The following is a 20,329-nucleotide window of genomic DNA, read 5'->3' as shown; positions in this document are numbered from 1 at the left end:
GGGGCCGATCGGCCCTATCTGGCTATTATTGCGGGGCAGGGCGGTGGCCTTTGCTAATGTTGCGCTCAATGGCCTACAGTTGACCTCGAAGCCGGGGCAGGGGGAGGCAGCGCAGTGGGCAGTCGGCTGGTGGAGTTTCCCGTTGCGGGTGGTGGCACGCTGCTCGTGGAGGTCGATGACCCGCAGGTCGGCACCCGGCCGGTCGCCCGCGGCACCGCCGAGAAGGCGAGGGAGAGCTTCGAGAGCGCGCTGGCGCAGGTGAAGCCCGGCGTCGAGGCGCTGATGACGCAGCTTCGCGACCTCTCCGCCAGGCCCGAGCAGGTCAGCCTCGAGTTCGGCATCAAGTTCACCGCCGGCGCCGATGCGCTGATCGCCAAGACCTCGGTCGAGGGCAACGTCAAGGTCACGATGACCTGGAAGTCGGGCGATCGATGACCCGGTTTTCCATGCGGTGAGGCGGACCCGATGACGGCGCCCCTGCAGCAGGCCATTGCCCGGCTCCGGGCCTCGGCGGCCGGCCCCGTCATCGGCACCGCCTTTCTCGTCTCGCCGCGCCACGTCATGACCTGCGCCCACGTCGTCAGCGAGGCGCTGGGCCTGGCCTGGGACGCGGCTGCTCGCCCGTCTGAGACCGTCTGGATCGAGTTCCCCTTTACGCAGGCCGGCCAGGCGACTGGTCCAGCCACCGGTCTCGCCGCAAGCGTGGTGGAGTGGCGTCCGCCGAGCCCCGGGCCGGCCGCCGACGTCGCGGTCCTGGAACTCGAGCGTGAGGTGGGGATCCGGCCCTACCGCACCCCCGCCGCTCAGCCCGGGCGGGGCCGGCGGTTCTGGACCAAGGGGTTTCCCGCGGGCCATGACGGCGGCATGGACGCCGCCGGCGAGATCGGCACGACGATCGCGCACGGCCGCCTGCTCGCCATGGGCAACGCGCTGCCGGGCTTCTTCATCGAGGGCGGGTTCAGCGGGGCGCCACTGCTCGACGAGGGCAGCAGCGCCGTGCTGGGGATGGCCGCAGAGGCCGAGCGGGATCAGGCCAGGCGCACGGCCATCGTGGTGCCGGCGGAGCAGCTCGAGCTGGCCTGGCCGCCCCTGGCCCGCCCCTACAAGAGCCTCCATGCCTTCCAGGAGGCGGATGCCCGCTTCTTCCATGGTCGCGAGCGGGCAATCGACGAACTCGAGGCGAAGCTGCGGCAGCTGCCGCTGGTCGCCGTGGTCGGCCGCTCGGGCAGCGGCAAGTCATCGCTGGTGCGGGCTGGGCTGGTGCCGCGGCTGCGTGCGCAGGACCCCTGGTGCGTGGTGACCTTCCGGCCCGGCGCGCCCTCCTCCGACCCGTTCAGCAACCTCGCCGCTGCCCTGCTCGAGGCGACGCAGGGGCAGGCTGATGCACTCGAGTCGTTGCAGCAGCAGACGGCGCTCGGCGCCCTGGCCTCCTCGCTGCGCAAGGATCCCGACAGCATCGTCGGGCACCTGCAGCGCCTGACGGCGGCCAGGAGCCAACTGGAGCCGGTGCGGCTGCTGTTGGTGGCCGACCAGTTCGAGGAGCTGTTCACCCTCGTCGCCGATCCGGCCGTGCGGTCGCGCTTCGTGCGCTGCCTGCAGGCCGCCACCGACACCAGCCATGCGCATGAACCGGCGGCACGCTGCGTGCTGACGATCCGAGCCGACTACATGGGGCGAGCGCTCGAGATAGGGGAGCTCGTCGACGCGCTGCGGGATGCCGACGTGAAGCTCGGGCCGATGACGGCGGGCGAGCTGCGGCGCGCGATCGAGGCGCCGGCACGATCGCTCGAGGTCGCCTTCGAGGACGGCCTGGTGGACGAGCTGATGGCGGCCGTCAGCGGCTCAGGTGACACCCTGCCGCTGCTCGAGTTCACGCTCGCCGAGCTCTGGGCGCGGCAGCGGGAGCGGATCATCCGGCGCCCGGAGGCGGCGGGCGCGTCGAATCCGGGTGAGGTGCTCGTCGAGCCGCTGACCCGGCATGCCGAGGCGGTGTTCGGCGACCTCAGCCGGCGCTTCGGGGAGGCAAGCTTCCGCAAGGTGCTGGTGGCGCTGGTCTGGCTGGGTGACCCAAACCGGGAGGGCGAGGACACAAGGCGGGTGCGGCGGAAGGCTGAGTTCGACGCGCGCGAGTGGGAGCTGGTGGAGCAGCTTGCCAGCCAGGACCGGCAGGCGCGGCTGGTTATTGCAGGCGCCAGCCATGTCGGCGGCGAGCCGACGGTGGAGATCGTGCATGATGCGCTGATCCGGCACTGGGCCCGGCTGCGCGGGTGGCTGGACGAGGACCGGACGTTCCGGCTGTGGCTGCAGAAGGCCGAGGCGGAGGCGGCGGAGTGGCGGCGCAGCGGCGACGCGTCGGACCTGCTGCAGGGCCGGCGGCTGGCCGAGGCGGCGCAGTGGCGGCAGGAGCGGGCGGCGGAGGACCTGCGCGCGGTCGCCGACTTCGTCGAGGCCTCGCTCCGGCGGCGGGAGGAGGAACGGGCGCAGCAGGAGAGGGCGCGCCAGCAGCAGATCGCCGCGCTTGAGGCAGAACGCGAAGCAGCACGCGCCGCCGCCGCGGAAGCCGAAGCGCAACGTGAAGTCGCCGAAAAGGCAGCAGCTGAGGCGAATGCTCAGCGTGCGGCCGCATTGAAGGCGGCGGCTGAGGCAGACAAGCAACAACATGCAGCACGGGCGGCGGCGGCGGAGGCCGAGGCGCAGCGCCGCATAGCAAGAACACGGTTCTGGTACGCTGTAGCTGCGTTCAGTGCTGCGTTTCTAGCAGCTCTAGGCGCAGGGACGGCTGCCTATGTTGCGAGCAGCAGGCTATCTGAGGTCAGGCTTGCGCAGGCAGAGACCCTGGCAACGCTGGCGGAACAGGCAACACGGCGCGGAGACGCGATGACTGGCATGCTGCTCGCGCTGCATTCCTACGCGAGGGCGCACGAAACCGTGGATGACACCGCATCGCCGGTGGCGCTCGACGGGTCATGGCTGATGAATCGTGAGATCGCTGTCCTTCCAGGACGTTCTGCCGTGTTTAGCCCGGATGGACAGCGGCTGGTCACCGCGTCGGCAGACGGCACGGCGCGGCTGTGGGACCTGCGGGGCGAGCGGCCCCAAGCCACCGTTCTTGAGGGGCACCGGGAGCAGGTGCTGCACGCCGCCTTCAGCCCGGACGGGCAGCGGCTCGTCACCGCGTCGGAAGACCGCACGGCGCGGCTGTGGGACCTGCGGGGCGAGCGGCCCCAAGTCACCGTGCTCGAGGGGCACCGGGGGCCGGTGGTACACGCCGCCTTCAGCCCGGACGGCCAGCGGCTGGTCACCGCGTCGTGGGACAACACGGCGCGGCTGTGGGATCTGCGGGGCGAACGGCCTCGCGCCACCGTGCTCGAGGGACACCAGGGGTCGGTGCGGCACGCGGCCTTCAGCCCGGACGGCCAGCGGCTGGTCACGGCATCGTTCGACCGCACGGCGCGGCTGTGGGACCTGCGGGGCGAGCGGCCCCAAGCCACCGTGCTCGATGGACACCAGATGCCGGTCCTGCACGCCGCCTTCAGCCCGGACGGCCAGCGGCTGGTCACCGCGTCGTGGGACGACACGGCGCGGCTGTGGGACCTGCGGGGCGACAGGCCCCAAGTCGCCGTGCTCGAGGAACACCGGGAGCCGGTGGTACACGCGGCCTTCAGCCCGGACGGGCAGCGGCTGGTCACCGCGTCGGCAGACGGCACGGCGCGGCTGTGGGATCTGCGGGGCGAACGGCCTCGCGCCACCGTGCTCGAGGGACACCAGGGGTCGGTGCGGCACGCCGCCTTCAGCCCGGACGGGCAGCGGCTGGTCACCGCGTCGTGGGACAACACGGCGCGGCTGTGGGATCTGCGGGGCGAGACGCCCCAGCCAACCGTGCTCGAGGGGCACCGGGGGCGGGTGGAGTACGCGGCCTTCAGCCCGGATGGGCAGCGGCTGGTCACCGCGTCGGAGGACGGCACGGCGCGGCTGTGGGATCTGCGGGGCGAGCCGCCCCAGCCCACCGTGCTCGAGGGACACCAGGGGTCGGTGCGGCACGCGGCCTTCAGCCCGGACGGCCAGCGGCTGATCACCGCGTCGTGGGACAACACGGCGCGGCTGTGGGATCTGCGGGGCGAGCCGCCCCAGCCCACCGTGCTCGAGGGGCACCGGGGGCCGGTGGAGCACGCGGCCTTCAGTCCGGACGGGCAGCGGCTGGTCACCGCGTCGTGGGACAACACGGCGCGGCTGTGGAACCTGCGGGGCGAGCGGCCCAGCGCCACCGTGCTCGAGGGACATCGGTGGTGGGTGCTGCACGCGGCCTTCAGCCCGGACGGGCAGCGGCTGGTCACCGCGTCGGCAGACGGCACGGCGCGGCTGTGGGACCTGCGGGGCGAGCCGCCCCAGCCCACCGTGCTCGAGGGGCACCGGGGGCGGGTGGAGTACGCGGCCTTCAGCCCGGACGGGCAGCGGCTGGTCACCGCGTCGTGGGACAACACGGCGCGGCTGTGGGACCTGCGGGGCGAGCGGCCCCAAACCACCGTGCTCGAGGGGCACCGGGAGCCGGTCCTGCACGCCGCCTTCAGCCCAAATGGGCAGCGGCTGGTCACCGCGTCGGAGGACAACACGGCGCGGCTGTGGGCCGTATTCCCGCGCGGCGACGCTCTCGTCAGGACTACATGCCGAAGCTTGGTACGCGGCCTGACCCTTTCGCAGCGTGAGGCCGTAGGCCTACCGCAGGTAGCGACGTCTAGTACCGACCGCCAGTTCGTCCCTCTCACCAACAGCGAAGCAGGCCGCCTCCTCCCATCCGATCCGGAAATTGAAGATTTGTGCCAGCGCAACACATCATCTGCGAATTAGCGGTGCCTTACATGTCGAAACCTGAGCAGCTTCGCCTGCCCTCAGTAGATTTCACTTATCAAGATTGACAGCCGATCTACCACCGCAGAAGCGGTCTGCCGATGATGTGGTCCAGTAGCCAGCCAAGAGAGGGAACGAGATGGCGAAGCTGACCACGCCGCGGCGTCCTGCAAGGCCTCGAGGCCCGGCCAAAAAGGATCTCATCACCCAGGTCGCCTTCGTGCTCGTGGAGACACCCAAAGGCGTGAAGCCCGGCACCACGGTCTTCGCACGCGGCCAGCCCAGGCTGGTGACCGGCACCGCAGGCCCGCTGCCGACCGGCGAGTGGAACCTGCTTCTGGTGAACGGCGCCGACCGATGGGTCGCCGAGATCGACATCCTGGACCCCGACCCGCCGGACCGCCCGATCCGGGTGACGCTGCAGCGCTCCGCGCCGCTCGCCGGCAGCGTCGCCGTGGTGCGTGGGACAGGCGGGCCGCGCATCGGCCCGGACGGGCCGCGCACCGTGGTCTACGTGCACGGCATCGGCAACAAGCCATCGGCGGACGTGCTGCGCTGCCAGTGGGATCGCGCGCTGTTCGACGTGCAGCTCGGTGATCGCAGCCGCCTCGCCTATTGGGTGGACCGTGCGCGCTATCCTACGGCGGAGGCTGGAACCTGCGGCGGCTCCGACATGAACCTGCCCGGCGCCGCCGGCATGGCCGCACGCGCCGCGGGGCTGACCGCACCCTCCGATCCGCCGGCTGCGCTCGCGGCAGCGCTGACCGACGACGCCGCCCAGCAGCGTGTGCTGGAACGGATCGCGGAGCGGATGTCCAACGCCGCGGCGGAGGAGCCGGTACCTGGGCCCGGCCGAGCATCGACGCGGGTGCTGCCGGGCGGGCGGCTGACGCGGCGCTGGCTCGCACGCTGGCTCACCGACATGATGCTGCCGGACGTGTACGACTACCTGTTCGACCGGTCGGCAAGGGAGCGCATGCTGGATGCCCTGGCCGACCGGCTGCGCGGTGGTGGCGAGCCCTTCGTGATCGTCGCCCACAGCCTCGGTTCCGTCATCGCCTATGAACTGTTGCGCCGCTTCAAGCCTGGCGACTGCGACGTCGCGCTGTTCCTGACGCTCGGTTCGCCCCTCGGCATGCAGGAAATCCGCGATCATCTGGAGGAGGACGGCAAGCTGGTGACGCCGGCCTGCGTGCGTCGCTGGGTCGACGTGTCCGACCGCCTGGATCCCGTCGCGCTGGGTGACATCGAAGGCAACTACGGGCCGAACACGACGCATCGCGCAGAAGTCCGCAGCATCCGGGTCGACAATCTGGACCGCTCGATGAATCCGCATTCCGGCACGGGCTACCTCAGGACGAGCGAGCTGCGCACCGCCGTGCGCGAGGTGACTGGCCAGGCCTTCGCCTCGCCCTTGGCGCGCTCGGCCATCGCCGCGGACGTCGCGGCGGTCGCGGAGGCCGGGCGCGGCAGCACGCTGCACGAGGTGCTGATCCAGCTCGAAGATCAGGAGGGGCGGGGCGCGCCGGCACCACTCGCAGATGTCGCGGGCAGGTTGGTGGAGGAACTCGAACGGCTTGCCAGCAGCCGCCCACCGACCATCGAGTCCATCGACAAAGAGCCGCCGGAAGTGCTGCGCCGCTTCGTTGCGGCGAAGCTCACGCGCTCTGAAATCGAGAGCCTACGCACCCGCGCCGCCGACCTCAGGGTTCGGCTGGTCTGGGCGAATGCGAAGAAGCGGGCGTTGGTCGCGACCTCCGCCGCGGTGGTGCAGGCTCTGCCGGCGCAGCTCGGCTACGGCGCGCGCGGGCAGGGCATCTCCTGGGCCGTGCTCGACACCGGCATCGACGAGGAGCACCCGCATTTCAAGCTGCACAACAATATCCGTGCGCAGTGGGACTGCACCGAGCGCGGCAAGCCGAAGCCGCTGACCGGCGGCGCCAAGGCTGACTCCAACGGCCACGGCACGCATGTCGCGGCCATCATCGCCGGCGAGTGCAAGGGCGTGCTGGGCGGACGCGAGCAGAACATGGCGGGCATGGCGCCGGAAACCGGGATCTTCGGCTTCCGCGTGCTGGGGGCCGATGGCGCCGGCTCCGACAGCGCCATCATCAAGGCGCTCGACAAGGTGGCCAGCCTGAACGAGGACGCCAGCCGCCTGGTGGTGCACGGCGTGAACCTCAGCCTCGGCGCGGGGTACGATCCTAGCATCTACGGCTGCGGCCACACGCCGCTTTGCCAGGAGCTACGCCGGCTGTGGCGGCAGGGCGTGATCGTCGTTCTGGCGGCCGGAAACGAGGGCTACGCAACCCTGCAATCCGCCGATGGCGAGATGGCGCTGAACCTCGACCTCTCGATCGGCGATCCCGCCAACCTGGACGAGGCGATTGCGGTGGGATCGGTGCACAAGGAGAATCCGCACACCTACGGCATCTCCTATTTCTCCTCGCGCGGACCGACCGCCGATGGGCGGCAAAAGCCCGACTGCGTGGCGCCCGGCGAGCGCATCATCTCCGCCTATAGCGGCGGGCGGCCACCCAAGGGCAGCCCGCAGGACCTGTCGAACTGCTACGTGGAAATGAGTGGCACCTCGATGGCGGCGCCGCATGTCTCGGGTGTGCTGGCCGGCTTCCTGTCGGCACGGCGCGAATTCGTCGGCTACCCGGACCGCGCCAGGCGTATCCTGGTCGACAACTGCACCGACCTGAAGCGCGATCCCAACATGCAGGGCGCCGGGCTCGTCAACCTGGTCAAGATGCTGCTCTCGACCTGATCAGCGCGGCGGCCCGCCGAAGGCGAGGGGCGGGCCGGATTGCGTGCGCAGCCGATCGCAGGCGCTGCGCGCCCGGGATAGGCCAGGTCCCGCTGCATCCGGGGTCGAGCCAATGAGCTCGAGGTAGTAGCGGTCCGCGCGCATCATGCCGGACGCCATCTCCTGCAATGCCTCCACCTCGTAGGGTGCGAGCGACCAGTTGGTCCCGATGCCCTGGAAGGAGGTGCGGCATTCGGCATCGGCGATTTTCTCGAAATCGATGGCGAGGATGCGCACCTCGGGCGACCGCGGGCTGGCCGCCGCAGGGGCCGCGCCGGCCGGCTGCTCCGCGGCAAGCAGGGCGAAGCGGTCGCGCAGCAGCGGGCCGAGCGCGTTCAGCTCGGCCAGCAGGCCGCCGCTCCGCCCGTCAATCGGCGTGTTGATGGAGGCCAGGAGCTGGTCGATGACGGTGGGCGTCAGGCGGCTGGCGAGCCGCGGCGGCTGGCCCTGCGAGCGAGCGTTCACGGTGATGACCACAACCTCCCGGATCTCGCCTCGCGCCATGGCAAGGCCGAGCTGGGCCCCGGCATCGCCGCCGGTGATGGCCTCGAGCGGCGCGGACAGGCCGAGGTTGTCGGCGGTGCCGCCATCGGCGAGATGCACGAAGTGGACGCGCTGCAGCCAGGGTAGCGGCCGGCCGCAGCCATCCAGGTTGAGGTAGTGCCACTGGCGCAGCGCGCGGGGCAGGTCTTCCGGCACGTTGCCGAACAGCACGCGGCGGCCATCGGGAGATGGCTGGCCGTTGCAATCCTCCCGACGAGCGCGGATCGCCTCCCGCAGCCGGGCCTGTGCTTCGAAGCCCCGCATGATGCCGGTGCCGCCAGCGCGCTCCTCGGCCTGGGCGCGGCAGGGCGAACGGACCGGCAGCGGCAGGGGCGTGAGCGCTACCGGAAAGGCGGCCGAGGCCGCCACCGCATCCACCAGACGGATCTGGGAAAGGTCGAGGCAGAGCCGGTCAAGCTGCTCCTGGGTGAAGGTGAAGCGCTGCCCGACCTGCATGTCCGCTGCGTTCAGCAGCAGCAGCGGCCGGCGCCGGGCGGCAAGGTTGCGGAGGTCGCGGAAGGTGGCGTCTCCGAAGGCCTGCCGGCGCAGCATCTCCGGCAGCACCTCGATCCGGCTGGCCGGCGTCGCGGTGAAGACCAGCGCGTTGATTGGGTTCAGCAGGAGCTGCCCCGCGAGATCCGCCATCCCGTCATGGTGAAGGAACCCACCTGCCTCGTGTAAGCGGCTGAAGCCCTCCGGCCCGTTCAGCACGAAGTTGGCAGCCGTAACGCTGCCGCCGGAGACCGAGGACACCATGTCCACGGCATGCAGGAGGGTTGTGCCCGACGCGGCGCCCGGCGTGGCGCCGAGTTCGCGCAGCGCTCCTTGCGCCAGCGCAGCAGCGCGGGTGCCGCCGCCGGAGAACGCCAGGATCACGTATCGCCCTGGCAGGGCCGGCTCCCGCCCCGGAACCCGGCCGACATGCTGCGGGCGATAGCCTTCCTCAAGCCCGATGCGCTGCGCTTCCGGAAGGCCACGTGTCGAGGTGGTGCAGGCCGCTGCGAGCAGCGCCGCTAAAAACGCAAGAACCCGCAGGCCATCCAGATCTCGAACCCTCATTTAAGAATCCCTGCCGGGAGTCGACACGAGAAGCCTGTCAGATCACGAAGCAGGAAAAACATCAGATGATCCCAAGCACTTCTATGAGTGAAGCCGGGTTGCAGAATTGTCTCTAGGTCTTGGAGGCATTCTACAGGTCGGGCCTGTATTCGTAGCGGGACATAAAAGCCATGTAGACCATGGGCCTGCCTATACTCTCGCGAGTTTCCTCATTCAGGAAAATGATGTTCCCATGCGCTAGCACGTTCCGTAGGAAGCCGATTACGTCCACGGCAGAACGCCTCCGGTCGCTGATCCCGTTTGCTCACCGGCAGGAAAAGGATCGCGCTCGTCTTCGTCGCGCCAGTCAGTGACCTTCTCAACTGTGCTGACGATACGCAGCTGCCACGAACACCTCGACGCCTCGGCATGCCAGAACGTGGCCTGGAGAAAAGGCACGCCACCCACGAGTGCTCCCGCCAGATCTCGGTCCGCCTCTGCTTGATGGAGGAAGTGCCGGCTCTGCATCCGTTCGCAGGGAATGGTTAGGACGGTCGCCTCGCATCTAGCATTCTGCAGAATATTAAACCTAGCAAAATAACTCCCGCAACCGTTCCAAGATATTGAAGCCGAATCGCGAACACAAGCTCTGGCGCTAGTGGCGAAAGGCCTGATTGGGCTAATGTAGATAAGAGGTGAGAATATGCCAAATAAACGCCAAAATATGATACGATACCGCAGCAAAAAACAGCTACAATTACATAAGAATCAAAACCATTCCAAGATGGAAGCCAATCCTTGTATTTGAGGCTTATGGCGCCCGCTCCAGCAAGCAGCGCAGTGTTAAACTTAACTACAAGCTCTATGATTCGATTAATGGTTCCCAACGCTGCGTCGCCTGGCTGCGCCAAGGTGAGCTGAAAGCCCATTACTGGATCACTCGGAACAAAAAGCGCTGCCGCCAAGAAAACCAAAACTAAAAAAACGTAGACTGTTGGTAGTCGTCCGATATGACGCGCTAACATGTGAAGCTCGATGGGCGAAAGGTCTGCACCGAGACGGTCCCCTGGCACACGACATGCTGACCCTGTAAGCCCGATATTGACAGATTTCCTATTGCCGCCAGCAACCGCGGCCAGGGGTCTAATATAGTATCGCCAACTCTTAATCGATCCACGCGGGTTTGATATGAAATATTGATGACGCCAAGCGCCCGGGGCTCTGGTAGCCTGGGTGATGCGCCTAATCTGTAAGGCTCAGCCAGTAGAGATTCCAGGCTTGCTACATTGGGGCTGCCGGTAAGCCCCTGGTCCAAATATTGCCAAAGCGGTGATTGAGCAGCACTGTTGAGTTCCTCCGCCGCAACTCCAAACTGATCTCGGATTCGCTCAGCCGCCGTGCAAAATCTGGAAACTGTAAAATTTCGAGCGTCGGGTGTCAACCTTACGCGACGCGAAACTTCCCATTCAACAATCGCCGCAGTAGCTCCTGGGTATGTTGCACCCAAGCCTGCGACACACGCCGCTTGCGCCGGGTTGCCAACCAAGATAACCCAAACCATCAGCACAAGGCTTCGCATATTTTTAACTCGAGGTTTTCTTATAGTATCCATTTTTTATGCCCGCTCCACAATGCGTTGATAAGCACCTCTTAAATCCTGTCTTAGCTCCCGTAACTCTCGTCCTGCCCGACTAGTTTCTCGCCCACACCCCCCAATGCCAATCATCAAGGTTGTAATATTTCCATAGTCTGATTGCACGCCGTCCCGTGGATAAAATGCAAAAACAGTAATCATTATTATGCCTCGGTCACGACAGGCGGCCGGCCGCTCGTTCATAAGCAAAAATATTTGACGACCAGCGCTCGTTTCCACCATGCCTCTGTGGCCAAACGGCTGTATCCGTATGGCTTCACGTCGTATTTGATCGAAGGAAACTCCACCTTTGTCTTCAAGCTCCTCCGACGTTATAATCCGGAAATTTTCATCCAAAAAAAATCTTGCAATACGCCGCTGCCAGTTGTCAATCAAATCTTTCTTTTGAGCCGGATTCAAGACAGTTGAACTCGTTCGCTTGATATCAATAGAACTAGAAACCGCATAAGCAGGCAACCGAGCTCCCCGCAAAGCCTCGTTGACATCTCTAGCGAAATCCGGTGAATCATCAATATCAATCTGCCATTCCGTCGTCGACTGCGTTAAGCCGAGCTTCGCATAGAAATGTAGTGGAATAGCCAGTAGGAATGTACGGCGTAACATGATCAAGCGCCAATACTGACGAACTCGATCGCTGTTCGCCTTCGAAGAATTTGTGGGTCAACCAAGGCGTACCCGTGAGTTGCCGTACCGCTTCCAATTAGCCCATCGCCGAGAGCTGTCATAAAGCCAATTTCCATACGTGCGATCCATGCGATTGTCTGAGGCATAGTTGGAATGCCAACCTCGGTAGCATCACCATTGCTAAATCTACAGTTCGCCGCATGATCAAGATATCTCCGGACCCTTTCTGCATATGAGGTTCGGTAATTTTCTTTATATTCATCTATCACTTGGTGATTTACCTCCCGAAAACACGATAGCTCTGAAAAATTTCTGTACTGGTATAGAAAGCATTGAAAGTTTTCTAAAAGTTTTATAGGTGGCGATGCGAAGAAACAGATACTTGCTTGAGGTATCCACTGTACTCGCTCTGATATGAAACGCTCCACGCGTCCGCGCGGCTCGCGGCAAGGAGGCCTTCGCCCCTGGCCTCGAACCGTTCCAATAAGCCGCTCTATATCGGTACATGCGGACAGCTTGTCCAAATTAACCCCTAATGCGTCGGTGGAATAAAGGAAAAAGGCTGCCCCAAGCGCGCGTCTTTTCATTAATTTATTCCCTATATGATATTTCCATAAATCTCGCGCTGGAAGTAGTCGTGTAATTCAGGCAGGGGCCGTTGGAATTCTTGAAAGAAAAACCCTCTTCTGAATGCGTGTATGCGGTGTACAGGTCCGCCGTGGCTCCCTTCATCAGAACGGTAGCTTCCAAGGAGATCTAGACTGTGTTGAAATTGGCGCAGGTTCCGCTGCTGGCCGCCGGCTCCAACTTTCTCCAAGTATTTCTTATATAAAACTCCTGTCAAAAAATCGGCGCCAAGCTCGATCCTAGCGGACGAGTTTTGAACTGTTTGTCGAAGCTGTAAGATGCCGCCTGCAGAACGAATTTGCTGAACATGGCAAAGCTCATGCGTTATCGGGGCGATATAACTGTCGTCGCCTACGTTTCTTGCTATAGGATAGTTTATTCTGAAGCGGTTCGCCGGTGTCCGTAGTGACACAACCTCAAAAGGAGCTTCTTGGCATCCACGAAGTTCGATCTCAGTCGTTCGTGCACTAACTTCTTCAATTACAAATCTGACTTGTGGCTGCGATCTTAAGTTCAGAGTATCGCCTGTACATCCTTGCGCACTTGCATTGCTTGTGGCCTGCGAGAAAAGGCAATCGTCAGCCTGCATCTTCGCCTGCGCATCGCAGAAATAACACATTCCTGCAGCCAAGATGATGCGCCGCCGCCGAAGACTGTAACTCAGCATTCTCAGACTTCTCCCTTACAGCCCTTAAGGATGAGCATGCCGCCGTGCGCACAATCTGTGCAAGGATTTTAGGGTAGCGTCCGCGGAGGTGGTGGAAATCCCCGCCATGTCCGGGGTGTAGGGCTGAGGTGGCCATTGGACCTGGCGGCTAGGGTGCAGTTGCGAAGCTCCCACCCCTGACCGGCCGAGGACCCGATGACCGACGACAGGCTGCCACTGGCGGACCTGCTGGCGAAAGCAGGAGACGGCCTTGATCGCACGATCAAGCCTGCGCAGCGTCGCCGAGGCGGTGCTGCTCGACGCCACTTATCTCCGCCAGCGCGAGGGCGGCCGGATCGTGTCGGTGGCCGCGATAATCGCTGTCGCCTGCGATGCCGAGGGGCGGCGCGAGATTGTCGGCCTGCACATCGGCCCGTCCGAGGCGGAGACGTTCTGGGCCGCTTTCCTCAAGAGCCTCGTCAAGCGCGGCCTGAAGGGCGTGAAGCTGGTCGTCTCCGATGCCCATGAGGGCCTGAAGTCGGCGATCGCACGTGTCCTCGGCGCGACGTGGCAACGCTGCCGCGTGCATTGGATGAGGAACGCGCTGGCCCATGTCGGGAAGGCCCAGCAGTCCATGGCCGCCGCGGCGCTGCGCCAAGCGTTCCTGCAGTCTGATCAGGAGGGCGCCCGACAAACCTGGCGCCACGTCACCGACCAGCTCCGCCCGCGCTGGCCGAAGCTCGGCCAGCTGATGGACGACAGCGAGGATGACGTGCTGGCCTACACCGCGCGCTCGACATGGCGGGGCACTGTCTCGAGGCGCATGTTGCGGCGGCCAGCAGGGTCGACCGCGGAGACAACCAAGATCCGGCGGTGGATGTAGCGAGCGCAAAGGAGGCCCTGACCAGAGGAGCCGCGATCAGACAGCGACCCAACTGCGAGGGAGGAATCGAACTCGCCCGTCATATTGATCAGCGTACGCTGATCCAATAATTGTGGTCTGTTCGAAGCTATGGCACTATTATTGCCTGAAGGATTTTCTCGTCTAACCACCGTTGCAACGCTCCGGAGGTCCAGCCCGATGCTGACTCTTACTCAAGAGAAAGAAATATTTCCTATACGCAGAAAATCTTGGTTTTTCAGGATGTTCTTAGGTGTGTTCTTTCTTTTAATGTTTCTTGTTTCGACTCCCACACCGACTTTCGCCGCTGCTGGTGACGATTGTCGACGATCTTCCGACTGCGACGACGGTGAAAGGTGTCGTCAAAGGCGCTGCGTCTTTGAGGACGAGGAGGAAGATGAGGACGTTTCTCAACCTCGAAGGAGACCTGGTTCACAGAATACAAGTAATATTTGTGTTACTCCAGTCGGAGCGTGTCAAATAATGCAGTATGGCAATTCTGGGTTCCCGTGCTGGTGTAATACTTGGCAGGGGCCGATCAATGGAGTGATGCGCTAAAAGATACAGCCACCGGCAACGCCATCAACGTCACCCTGGCCGCCGCCGGCCACAACCTCTGCCTCCTCTCGATCAGCGCACCCACGGCTCCCATCCCAGCACCACAGCCCTCCGGGCGCTGAAATCGCGTTCTTCACGGCTGACAAGGCTACCTTCCCGCCCCGCGTTGAAGCAGATTTCGTACGGTCATTGCGTGCCAGATACCACCGCGAGCGGTAGGAATGCCCTGACGTACAACGCCGTAGCGCGTACGGCTGCTTTACAAAGTAATTCGCTCCACCTCGTCGAGCGACACCTGCTCGCCGCGCCGGTCGTAAAGTTTCGTCGTGCGCGCGCTGGCGTGGCCCGCCATCGCCTGCTCGTGCTCCAGCAGGCCGCCATTCTCCAGGTAAGCAGTGATGCCCCGCGCGCGCCAAGAATGGCAGCCGATCTGCGTCGCCACGCCGGCCGCCCCGGCGCGCCGCACGATCATCCGGTAGACGTCGGGCTGCGTCATCGCCGTCACCGTCAGCCGGCCGGCGCCTGGCTGCTCCTGTCCCTTATAAAGACGCCGGGGTGAACGCTGGTGATGCCCAGCCACCGCCTGCCGGCCTGCTCCACATCGCTGGGTTTGCAGAGGCCGATGCGCCACCCCGATTCAGCGTCGCGTCCCGCTGCGTTGCTCGTCGTAGAAGCGCATGGCCAGCGCGCGGGTCTCGTCCCGCATGCGGCGCAGGCGCTCGGCGTGGCGGTCGGCGGCCTCGACGGCGGTGGCCATGTTGTAGTGCCGCAGCGCAACGGTGGGGCTGTGGCCCATCACCAGCGCGGTGTCGTAGGCGAAGGAGGCGCCGCGCAGGGCCGCCGTCGTGGTCAGGCACTTGCGGAACCAGTGCGGCCGGCGCCGCTCCCCGGTCCAGGCTTCGACCCGGTTGGCGACGATCTCCTGGATCACTTTGCGGTTCAGCGCACGGCGCCGCAGGCTGAGCCAGAGATGCGGATCGCCGCTGCTTGGTTGCCAGTGCGGCCGCACATGCTCGAGGTAGCGGCGCATCAGCCCCGCCAGTGGCTCCGGCAGCACGAAGCCACGGCCGCGCCCGGTCTTGGTAATGCTGCCCGGCAGGTGAAGCCGGAAGCTGGCGCCCTCCTCGTACAGATGGTCCCTCAGTTTCGTCGCTGCCAGTTCGCCGACGCGCGGCGCGAAGAGCGCGAGCAACCCGAGCAGCGCTCCGTCGCGCACGGCCGCGCGCCCGACCCGGCTGTGCAGCCTCGCCATGCCGGCCTCGCTCAGCGCCGCCGCCCAGGCGTAGAGATCGAGCGAGTCCACCGTGGACACCACCTTGGCCTCGACGCCGAGCGCGCGGCTGATCGGCACGCCGCGCGGGCGGCGGATAAAGCCGACGTCGCAGCCTGGCTGCATCCAGCGCAGCCCGCTGCAGAGGCCGCCGATCCAGCCAGCGATCGAGCGCGCGGCGTTGCCGCGCTGGCGCAGCCTCGTGACAAAGGCGTCGAGCCGGGCCGGGGTGATGCGGGCCAGCGGCGTCTCCACCGGCTCCAGGGCGCCCTCCGAGACCAGGAAGGCCAGCCAGTGGCCAACCCCCTCGGCGACGTTGACGATCGTGCTCTCGGGCCGCCCTGCCGCCGCGCCCCCCTCGCCGTAGAGCCCCTGGCGGGGCATCAGGGCGCGGCGCCACGCCGTGCGCTCGGGCTCCGGCCAGGCCTCCGGCGCTAGGCAGATAGGCGACATCAGCCCACCCCTCCGCGCCCGCCCCGCGTGCCGCGCCGGATCCTGCGGCCGCCGAAGGTCGCCGCCGCCAGCATCCGACTGTCGTCGCGCAGGCGGGTGATGCGCGCGACGTGGCGCTCGGCGGCCTGCTCGCGGCAGACCAGCGCGTAGAAGCGCTGCGTCGTCTCCAGAGTCTTGTGGCCGAGCAGCAGGCGCAGGTCGGAGACCGCATCCGGGTTCTCGCGCAGGATCAGCACGCCGGCGAGGCAGCGGAAGAGATGCGCGTTCAGCCTGGCGCCGATGTGGCGGCGCACCGCCTCGCCGATCGCCTTGCCGAAGCCGTTCGCCTGGCGGGCGATGTCGCCGTGGTCGCGGTTGGGAAAGAGGAAGTCGCTCTCGGCGTTGGGGCCCAGCGGGCGGAACACGGTGAGGTAGCGCCGCAGCATCGCCACGGCGTCCGGGCCGAGCCGGAAGGTCAGGGTGGTGGCGTTCTTGACCTCGCCCGGCGGGATGATGACGTGCACAGCCTCGCCCGGCCCAAAGATGCCCTGCAGGTGATGGCCGAGGCGGAGCCCGACGAGGTTGCCCAGGCGCAGCGGCATGGCGAGCTCGATCTCGATCCCGAGGGCCACGCTCGCCATCCAGGCCGCCTGCTTGCCAAGGCCGCGCTCGCGCAGGATCTCGGCCTCCTCCATCACCCGCTCCGGCAGGTGCAGCAGGGCAGCCTGCTTGCGGGGGTCCTCGAACTGCTGGAGGCGCCTGATGTTCTTGTCGGTGATCTCGCTGGAGGGCGGCGGGATCAGCGGGGTGGTGTCGGCGATCACCTGGCGCAGGGCGTGCTCGTCGAGGCGGGCCACGTGGCGGGCGATCACCCGCAGCGTGACGGCGACGCCGCGGGTGTTGGAACTCGCCTTGCGGCCGGCGTGCTCCCAGTGCCAGGAGCAGATCGCCCGGCGCGCCTCCCGCTCGATCAGGCAGCCGAGGCTGGTGATCGTCTCGATCGGCCGGCCGCTCAGGACCAGCGCGCCGGCCGCCAAGCGCAGCGCGTTCATCCGGGAGGTTATCGCAGACGCCTTCATCGGCCGCGCCAGGGGCTGTGCGTCGTCCTCGCCGTCCTCGGCATAGAGCCCGCCCCCGCGCGCGCCGCTCAGCCGCGCCCGGAGGACCTGGATCTCAGCCTGGAACGAGGCCGGGTAGGCCTCAAAGGGCGGCGCGTAGCTTTTTGCGCGGGCCGGCGGCATGACCAGCGGCAATGCCGGCCAGTCCTCGATCGAGGCGGCACAGCCGTTCCAGGCGGTGACCAGCATGCGGCCCATGCGACGGGGATCGCGCACTGCGAGGCGGGCGCCGCGGTCGGCCATATAGCTGGCCACCGCCGCCGTGCCGACCGAGGCGGGCAGCAGGCCGCAGCCGGCGCAGAACTCCGCGAAGGGGACGATGCGGGCGCTGCCGTATCCCGGTGGGACCAGGGCCAGGAGCTGGCGCCAGGGCTCCGGCACGGACGCGGCGGCGACGGCACGCTGGGCGATCAGGCCGAAGCGGCGCAGCAGTGCCCGGACCACGCTGCGGTAGGATGGCAGGGACTTGGCGCTGATGCCCCACTCGGCGGCGCTGGCCTTGAGGAGGCGCGGGCCGACGCCTGGGGCATCGAGGCGGATCGCCTCGGCCGGCTTGTCGAGCAGGCGCGGCATCGCTCGCAGCATGGTGGTGATGCGCTTGCGGTAGGCAGGACGGAGATCGGTGCTGGCGGCGACCTCGGCGAGGACCCTGACGAGGGTGGGCGGGGTGGTAAGGTTGGGGCTGCTCATGTATCGAATCTCCTGAGGGAAAGCGAAAGAAATACGCAGAAAGTATCAACTCTGGTCCTATACATGCCTGTGCCACATAAGTAGGACCGTAATTGCGGACGTTGCTTGGGGTAGCGAAGTCATGAGAGCTACCGTCCGCCCTTGAGCTTGAGCAGTGCCATGATTTGCTCGCGGCTGAAGTAGGGTCCGCGGGGCAAGGAGAGCGGGGTCAGCAGGCCGGCACTGGCCCAGTTTCCGATCGTCTTGGTCGTGCAGCCGAACAGATCGGCCACCTCCCGCTTGCGCATCGGGCGCGGCAGGGCGGCGTCATCGCCGCAAGGCGGCGCGCGGTCTGCATGATCTTGTTCGCTGGCCGCGTGACCGGGCCCCTGCCCGGTGTCGTGCGGAAGGTCACGCGGAGAATGCGGCGTGCCGGCGCATGGAGTGGGGTGCACGGCAGCACCTCGTCGCGCCTCGTCATCCGCCAGGGGCGGCGTGTCCGGCGTTGTTTTGGATGGGGCGCGCGGCCGGATTGGCCGGGTGTGTGTGGAAGGGGGGGATGGGGGTTTTGCTTGCATGGGTGCAGGCCATCGCAGACGGCCGCACCCGGATCAGGTTCAGAAATGCGGTTTGGAGTTGAACCTACTTCTTGAGCCGGACCTGGAGCTGGCGCTTGGCCGGCACCTTGAACTTCCTGATCGAGAGCACCGCGGCCTCCAGAGGCTCGGCCAGATTGACGAGAAAGGCTGGCAAGCCGTCGCCAATCAGTAGCTCCTCCAGGCTTGGCGGGCGGCCCGCCTGTTCCTCGGCAGCGCCGATGGCCATCTCGAGAGCCAGCGCAAGATGCAGCACCGGCAGGGTCCGGCGGAACGCCCGCTGCTCGAAGTTGTGCGGGTCGGTCTCGTCCCACTCGTCCATGGCAGCGGGGATCACCGCGTTGAGCGACAGGCGCGTGACACCCCGCGGCAACGGAGGTTTAGCTCCGGTGAGGACCTCGGCCACGAACGGGCGCGCGGCCCGGGCGGCGATGAGCGCCTCCTTGATGCGGCGCGACGTTACCTTCAGCGACCGCGCGACCTTCCCTGCCTCAATCAACAGGTAGCCAGGCTTGAGGAGCTGGGGGCGCCACGCCCATTCGGGATCCACGCTGTCCACTGCCCGCAAGAGATGCCCGACAAGTGCAGTCTGGGCGTCCACAAACCGTTTCTCGTTGGGGAAGTCCTCTGGCCACGCGATCGCAGCCAGCACCGCCGCAGTTGCTTCGAAGGGGAAGGTCGCATCCAGGGTCATGAACTGCGGCATGGGCTTTCTCCATTGTCTGGTGCTGACAACGCTCAACGTGCTGCCTGGCAGCAGCCTGTGCCGCTATGGTGGGCGCATTCGAGGACCGGCGATGCCAAAGGGAGGCTCAGATGACTGCGCCCGTCTCTGCATTCGGCATCATCGCAATCGCGATATTCGTCTGCGCTATGGCAGGGGTGGTCGTCCTGGCATTGGTTTGGAGACCGAAGGACAGCCCCGTGAGCTACCAGACTGGGCGCAAGCGCGGTGCGCATGTGTTCAGTGCCGGTGGCGGGGCAACGGGCGACGGGGCCTGTGGAGACGGTGGCGGCGGTGGCGGCGGTGGTGGCGGTGGTGGCGGTGGTGGCGGTGGTGGCGGAGATGGCTGAACGCGAAGAGCCCCATGGCCTCGAGTTGATGCCATGGGGCTCTGGGTCCTCCGCTGGGGAGGGCTTGGGGGTTGGGCTAGCTACTCCGCCGTGCTGCCGAGGCGCATGTGCATGCGGCCGCGGCGGCGCTGCCCGAACACCAACGCCTGGAAGGCGCGGAACCTCGGCAGGCGGCTGAAGTGCATCAGGTAGCCGCCGTGGGTCAGATCGCTGTGGCATGCCGCGCAGATCAGCCAGCCATACTCCGGCCGGTTCAGGCCGCGATGGAAGAAGTGGTCGAACTCGGCACCGGGCAACGGCCGGCCCGCCTCGGTGAGTACGGGCGCGTTGTCGCAGCAGGGACACTGGCCACCGTAAGGCTCGGCCGCCACCGTGCGCAGGATCGCCTCCTGGCTCAGGCCCGAGAACTTCCGCCGGGTGCCGAGCACCAGGTCTTGCGCCGAGAGCGTCAGGAACATCAGGTCGGCGGCATGCCGGTCGAGGGTGTCGAGCCGGTGGTGCAGCCGCTGGAACTGCTGGTCGAGGTACGCCCGCAGCGGGTCATGGCCCATGGCCGGTGCGTCGTCCGGCCGCTGCATGGCAGTGCGGACGACGGTGTTGCACCAGAGGTGGAACGGCGGCGAGAGGTAGCGGGCATAGGTCAGCGCGAGCTGCCAGTGCGCCCAGGTACCGCCCTGGTTGCCGCGGACGGTGGCGACGAGACCATCGCTGTCGAGATGGCAAATACCGGCGAGACCGGCATTTGGCGCGAACAGGTCGGTGGCGTCGGGCGAGTGGGTGCCTGCATGGGTGCGGAAGCGCCCGGTCTCCTCGAGGGCGAGCCAGTCGGAGGGGCGCCGGTTCGGTGGCCGGTCTGCGGCCTGCCACATGTCGGTCAGGTTCAGCATGGCGCCGCGGAGGCGGATGGGGCTGCCCTGGTAGC

General features: G+C 66.2%; 14 protein-coding genes. 5 read left to right on the top strand and 9 right to left on the bottom strand.

Annotation, left to right across the window (positions count from 1 at the left end):
* Positions 1 to 114 precede the first annotated feature (114 nt).
* The 3 genes from ACFHPP_RS25105 to ACFHPP_RS25095 all read left to right on the top strand — a co-directional run bounded on the left by ACFHPP_RS25105 (position 115) and on the right by ACFHPP_RS25095 (position 7,618).
* Positions 115 to 435 carry a CU044_2847 family protein gene (locus tag ACFHPP_RS25105; protein WP_437165980.1) on the top strand — a complete coding sequence of 107 codons (321 nt, stop codon included), beginning with the start codon at positions 115 to 117 and terminating at the stop codon, positions 433 to 435.
* Between the two features lie 30 nt (positions 436 to 465).
* Positions 466 to 4,845, top strand: a complete 4,380-nt coding sequence (locus tag ACFHPP_RS25100; RefSeq protein ID WP_437165979.1) for an nSTAND1 domain-containing NTPase — start codon at positions 466 to 468, stop codon at positions 4,843 to 4,845.
* A 139-nt stretch (positions 4,846 to 4,984) separates the two neighbouring features.
* Entirely contained in the window at positions 4,985 to 7,618 is a 2,634-nt protein-coding gene (locus ACFHPP_RS25095; RefSeq protein WP_437165978.1) for a S8 family serine peptidase, read from the top strand.
* Here ACFHPP_RS25095 and ACFHPP_RS25090 read toward each other — a convergent pair whose 3' ends face one another.
* The 3 genes from ACFHPP_RS25090 to ACFHPP_RS25080 form a co-directional block, all read right to left on the bottom strand.
* Positions 7,619 to 9,259 carry a patatin-like phospholipase family protein gene (locus ACFHPP_RS25090; RefSeq protein ID WP_437165977.1) on the bottom strand — a complete coding sequence of 547 codons (1,641 nt, stop codon included), beginning with the start codon at positions 9,257 to 9,259 and terminating at the stop codon, positions 7,619 to 7,621.
* A 1,594-nt stretch (positions 9,260 to 10,853) separates the two neighbouring features.
* Positions 10,854 to 11,495 (bottom strand): hypothetical protein, encoded by a 642-nt coding sequence (locus tag ACFHPP_RS25085; protein ID WP_437165976.1) that lies wholly within the window; start codon positions 11,493 to 11,495, stop codon positions 10,854 to 10,856.
* A gap of 619 nt (positions 11,496 to 12,114) precedes the next feature.
* On the bottom strand, positions 12,115 to 12,810 hold the full coding sequence (locus tag ACFHPP_RS25080; protein WP_437165975.1) for a hypothetical protein: 696 nt from the start codon (positions 12,808 to 12,810) through the stop codon (positions 12,115 to 12,117).
* A 250-nt stretch (positions 12,811 to 13,060) separates the two neighbouring features.
* Between ACFHPP_RS25080 and ACFHPP_RS25075 the strand changes: the two genes are divergently transcribed.
* Complete coding sequence (locus ACFHPP_RS25075) at positions 13,061 to 13,672, top strand: IS256 family transposase (protein ID WP_437165974.1); 612 nt, start codon at positions 13,061 to 13,063, stop codon at positions 13,670 to 13,672.
* 835 nt (positions 13,673 to 14,507) lie between these two features.
* Here ACFHPP_RS25075 and ACFHPP_RS25070 read toward each other — a convergent pair.
* The 5 genes from ACFHPP_RS25070 to ACFHPP_RS25050 form a co-directional block, all read right to left on the bottom strand.
* Positions 14,508 to 14,744, bottom strand: a complete 237-nt coding sequence (locus ACFHPP_RS25070; RefSeq protein WP_437165973.1) for a hypothetical protein — start codon at positions 14,742 to 14,744, stop codon at positions 14,508 to 14,510.
* Positions 14,745 to 14,885: 141 nt separating this feature from the next.
* A complete protein-coding gene (locus ACFHPP_RS25065) occupies positions 14,886 to 15,971 on the bottom strand; it encodes a hypothetical protein (protein WP_437165972.1) in 1,086 nt (361 codons plus the stop codon).
* Positions 15,971 to 17,758: a hypothetical protein gene (locus tag ACFHPP_RS25060; protein ID WP_437165971.1), complete on the bottom strand. Its 1,788-nt coding sequence runs from the start codon at positions 17,756 to 17,758 to the stop codon at positions 15,971 to 15,973. The genes ACFHPP_RS25065 and ACFHPP_RS25060 overlap by 1 nt, the downstream gene beginning before the upstream one ends.
* Positions 17,759 to 17,886: 128 nt before the next feature.
* On the bottom strand, positions 17,887 to 18,030 hold the full coding sequence (locus ACFHPP_RS25055; RefSeq protein ID WP_437165970.1) for a hypothetical protein: 144 nt from the start codon (positions 18,028 to 18,030) through the stop codon (positions 17,887 to 17,889).
* Positions 18,031 to 18,379: 349 nt separating this feature from the next.
* Positions 18,380 to 19,039: a hypothetical protein gene (locus ACFHPP_RS25050; RefSeq protein ID WP_437165969.1), complete on the bottom strand. Its 660-nt coding sequence runs from the start codon at positions 19,037 to 19,039 to the stop codon at positions 18,380 to 18,382.
* 218 nt (positions 19,040 to 19,257) lie between these two features.
* Here ACFHPP_RS25050 and ACFHPP_RS25045 point away from each other — a divergent pair, with 218 nt between their 5' ends.
* Positions 19,258 to 19,407, top strand: a complete 150-nt coding sequence (locus ACFHPP_RS25045) for a hypothetical protein (protein WP_437165968.1) — start codon at positions 19,258 to 19,260, stop codon at positions 19,405 to 19,407.
* Positions 19,408 to 19,487: 80 nt separating this feature from the next.
* On the opposite strand, the gene ACFHPP_RS25040 is transcribed toward ACFHPP_RS25045, so the two are convergent.
* Positions 19,488 to 20,329: KilA-N domain-containing protein (locus ACFHPP_RS25040; protein WP_437165967.1), on the bottom strand; the 842-nt coding region annotated here is incomplete at its 5' end.

Source organism: Falsiroseomonas sp. E2-1-a20 (assembly GCF_051433195.1).
In the GTDB taxonomy this organism is placed as follows: Bacteria; Pseudomonadota; Alphaproteobacteria; order Acetobacterales; family Acetobacteraceae; genus Falsiroseomonas.
Note: the sequence above shows the minus strand (reverse complement) of the source record. Positions and strands in the feature narration are given on the sequence as shown.

Coding starts and splice junctions, on each gene's coding strand:
- ACFHPP_RS25100 (WP_437165979.1), top strand. CDS start 466: ATGACGGCGCCCCTGCAGCAGGCCATTGCCCGGCTCCGGGCCTCGGCG.
- ACFHPP_RS25095 (WP_437165978.1), top strand. CDS start 4,985: ATGGCGAAGCTGACCACGCCGCGGCGTCCTGCAAGGCCTCGAGGCCCG.
- ACFHPP_RS25090 (WP_437165977.1), bottom strand. CDS start 9,259: ATGAGGGTTCGAGATCTGGATGGCCTGCGGGTTCTTGCGTTTTTAGCG.
- ACFHPP_RS25085 (WP_437165976.1), bottom strand. CDS start 11,495: ATGTTACGCCGTACATTCCTACTGGCTATTCCACTACATTTCTATGCG.
- ACFHPP_RS25080 (WP_437165975.1), bottom strand. CDS start 12,810: ATGCTGAGTTACAGTCTTCGGCGGCGGCGCATCATCTTGGCTGCAGGA.
- ACFHPP_RS25070 (WP_437165973.1), bottom strand. CDS start 14,744: ATGACGCAGCCCGACGTCTACCGGATGATCGTGCGGCGCGCCGGGGCG.
- ACFHPP_RS25065 (WP_437165972.1), bottom strand. CDS start 15,971: ATGTCGCCTATCTGCCTAGCGCCGGAGGCCTGGCCGGAGCCCGAGCGC.
- ACFHPP_RS25060 (WP_437165971.1), bottom strand. CDS start 17,758: ATGAGCAGCCCCAACCTTACCACCCCGCCCACCCTCGTCAGGGTCCTC.
- ACFHPP_RS25050 (WP_437165969.1), bottom strand. CDS start 19,039: ATGCCGCAGTTCATGACCCTGGATGCGACCTTCCCCTTCGAAGCAACT.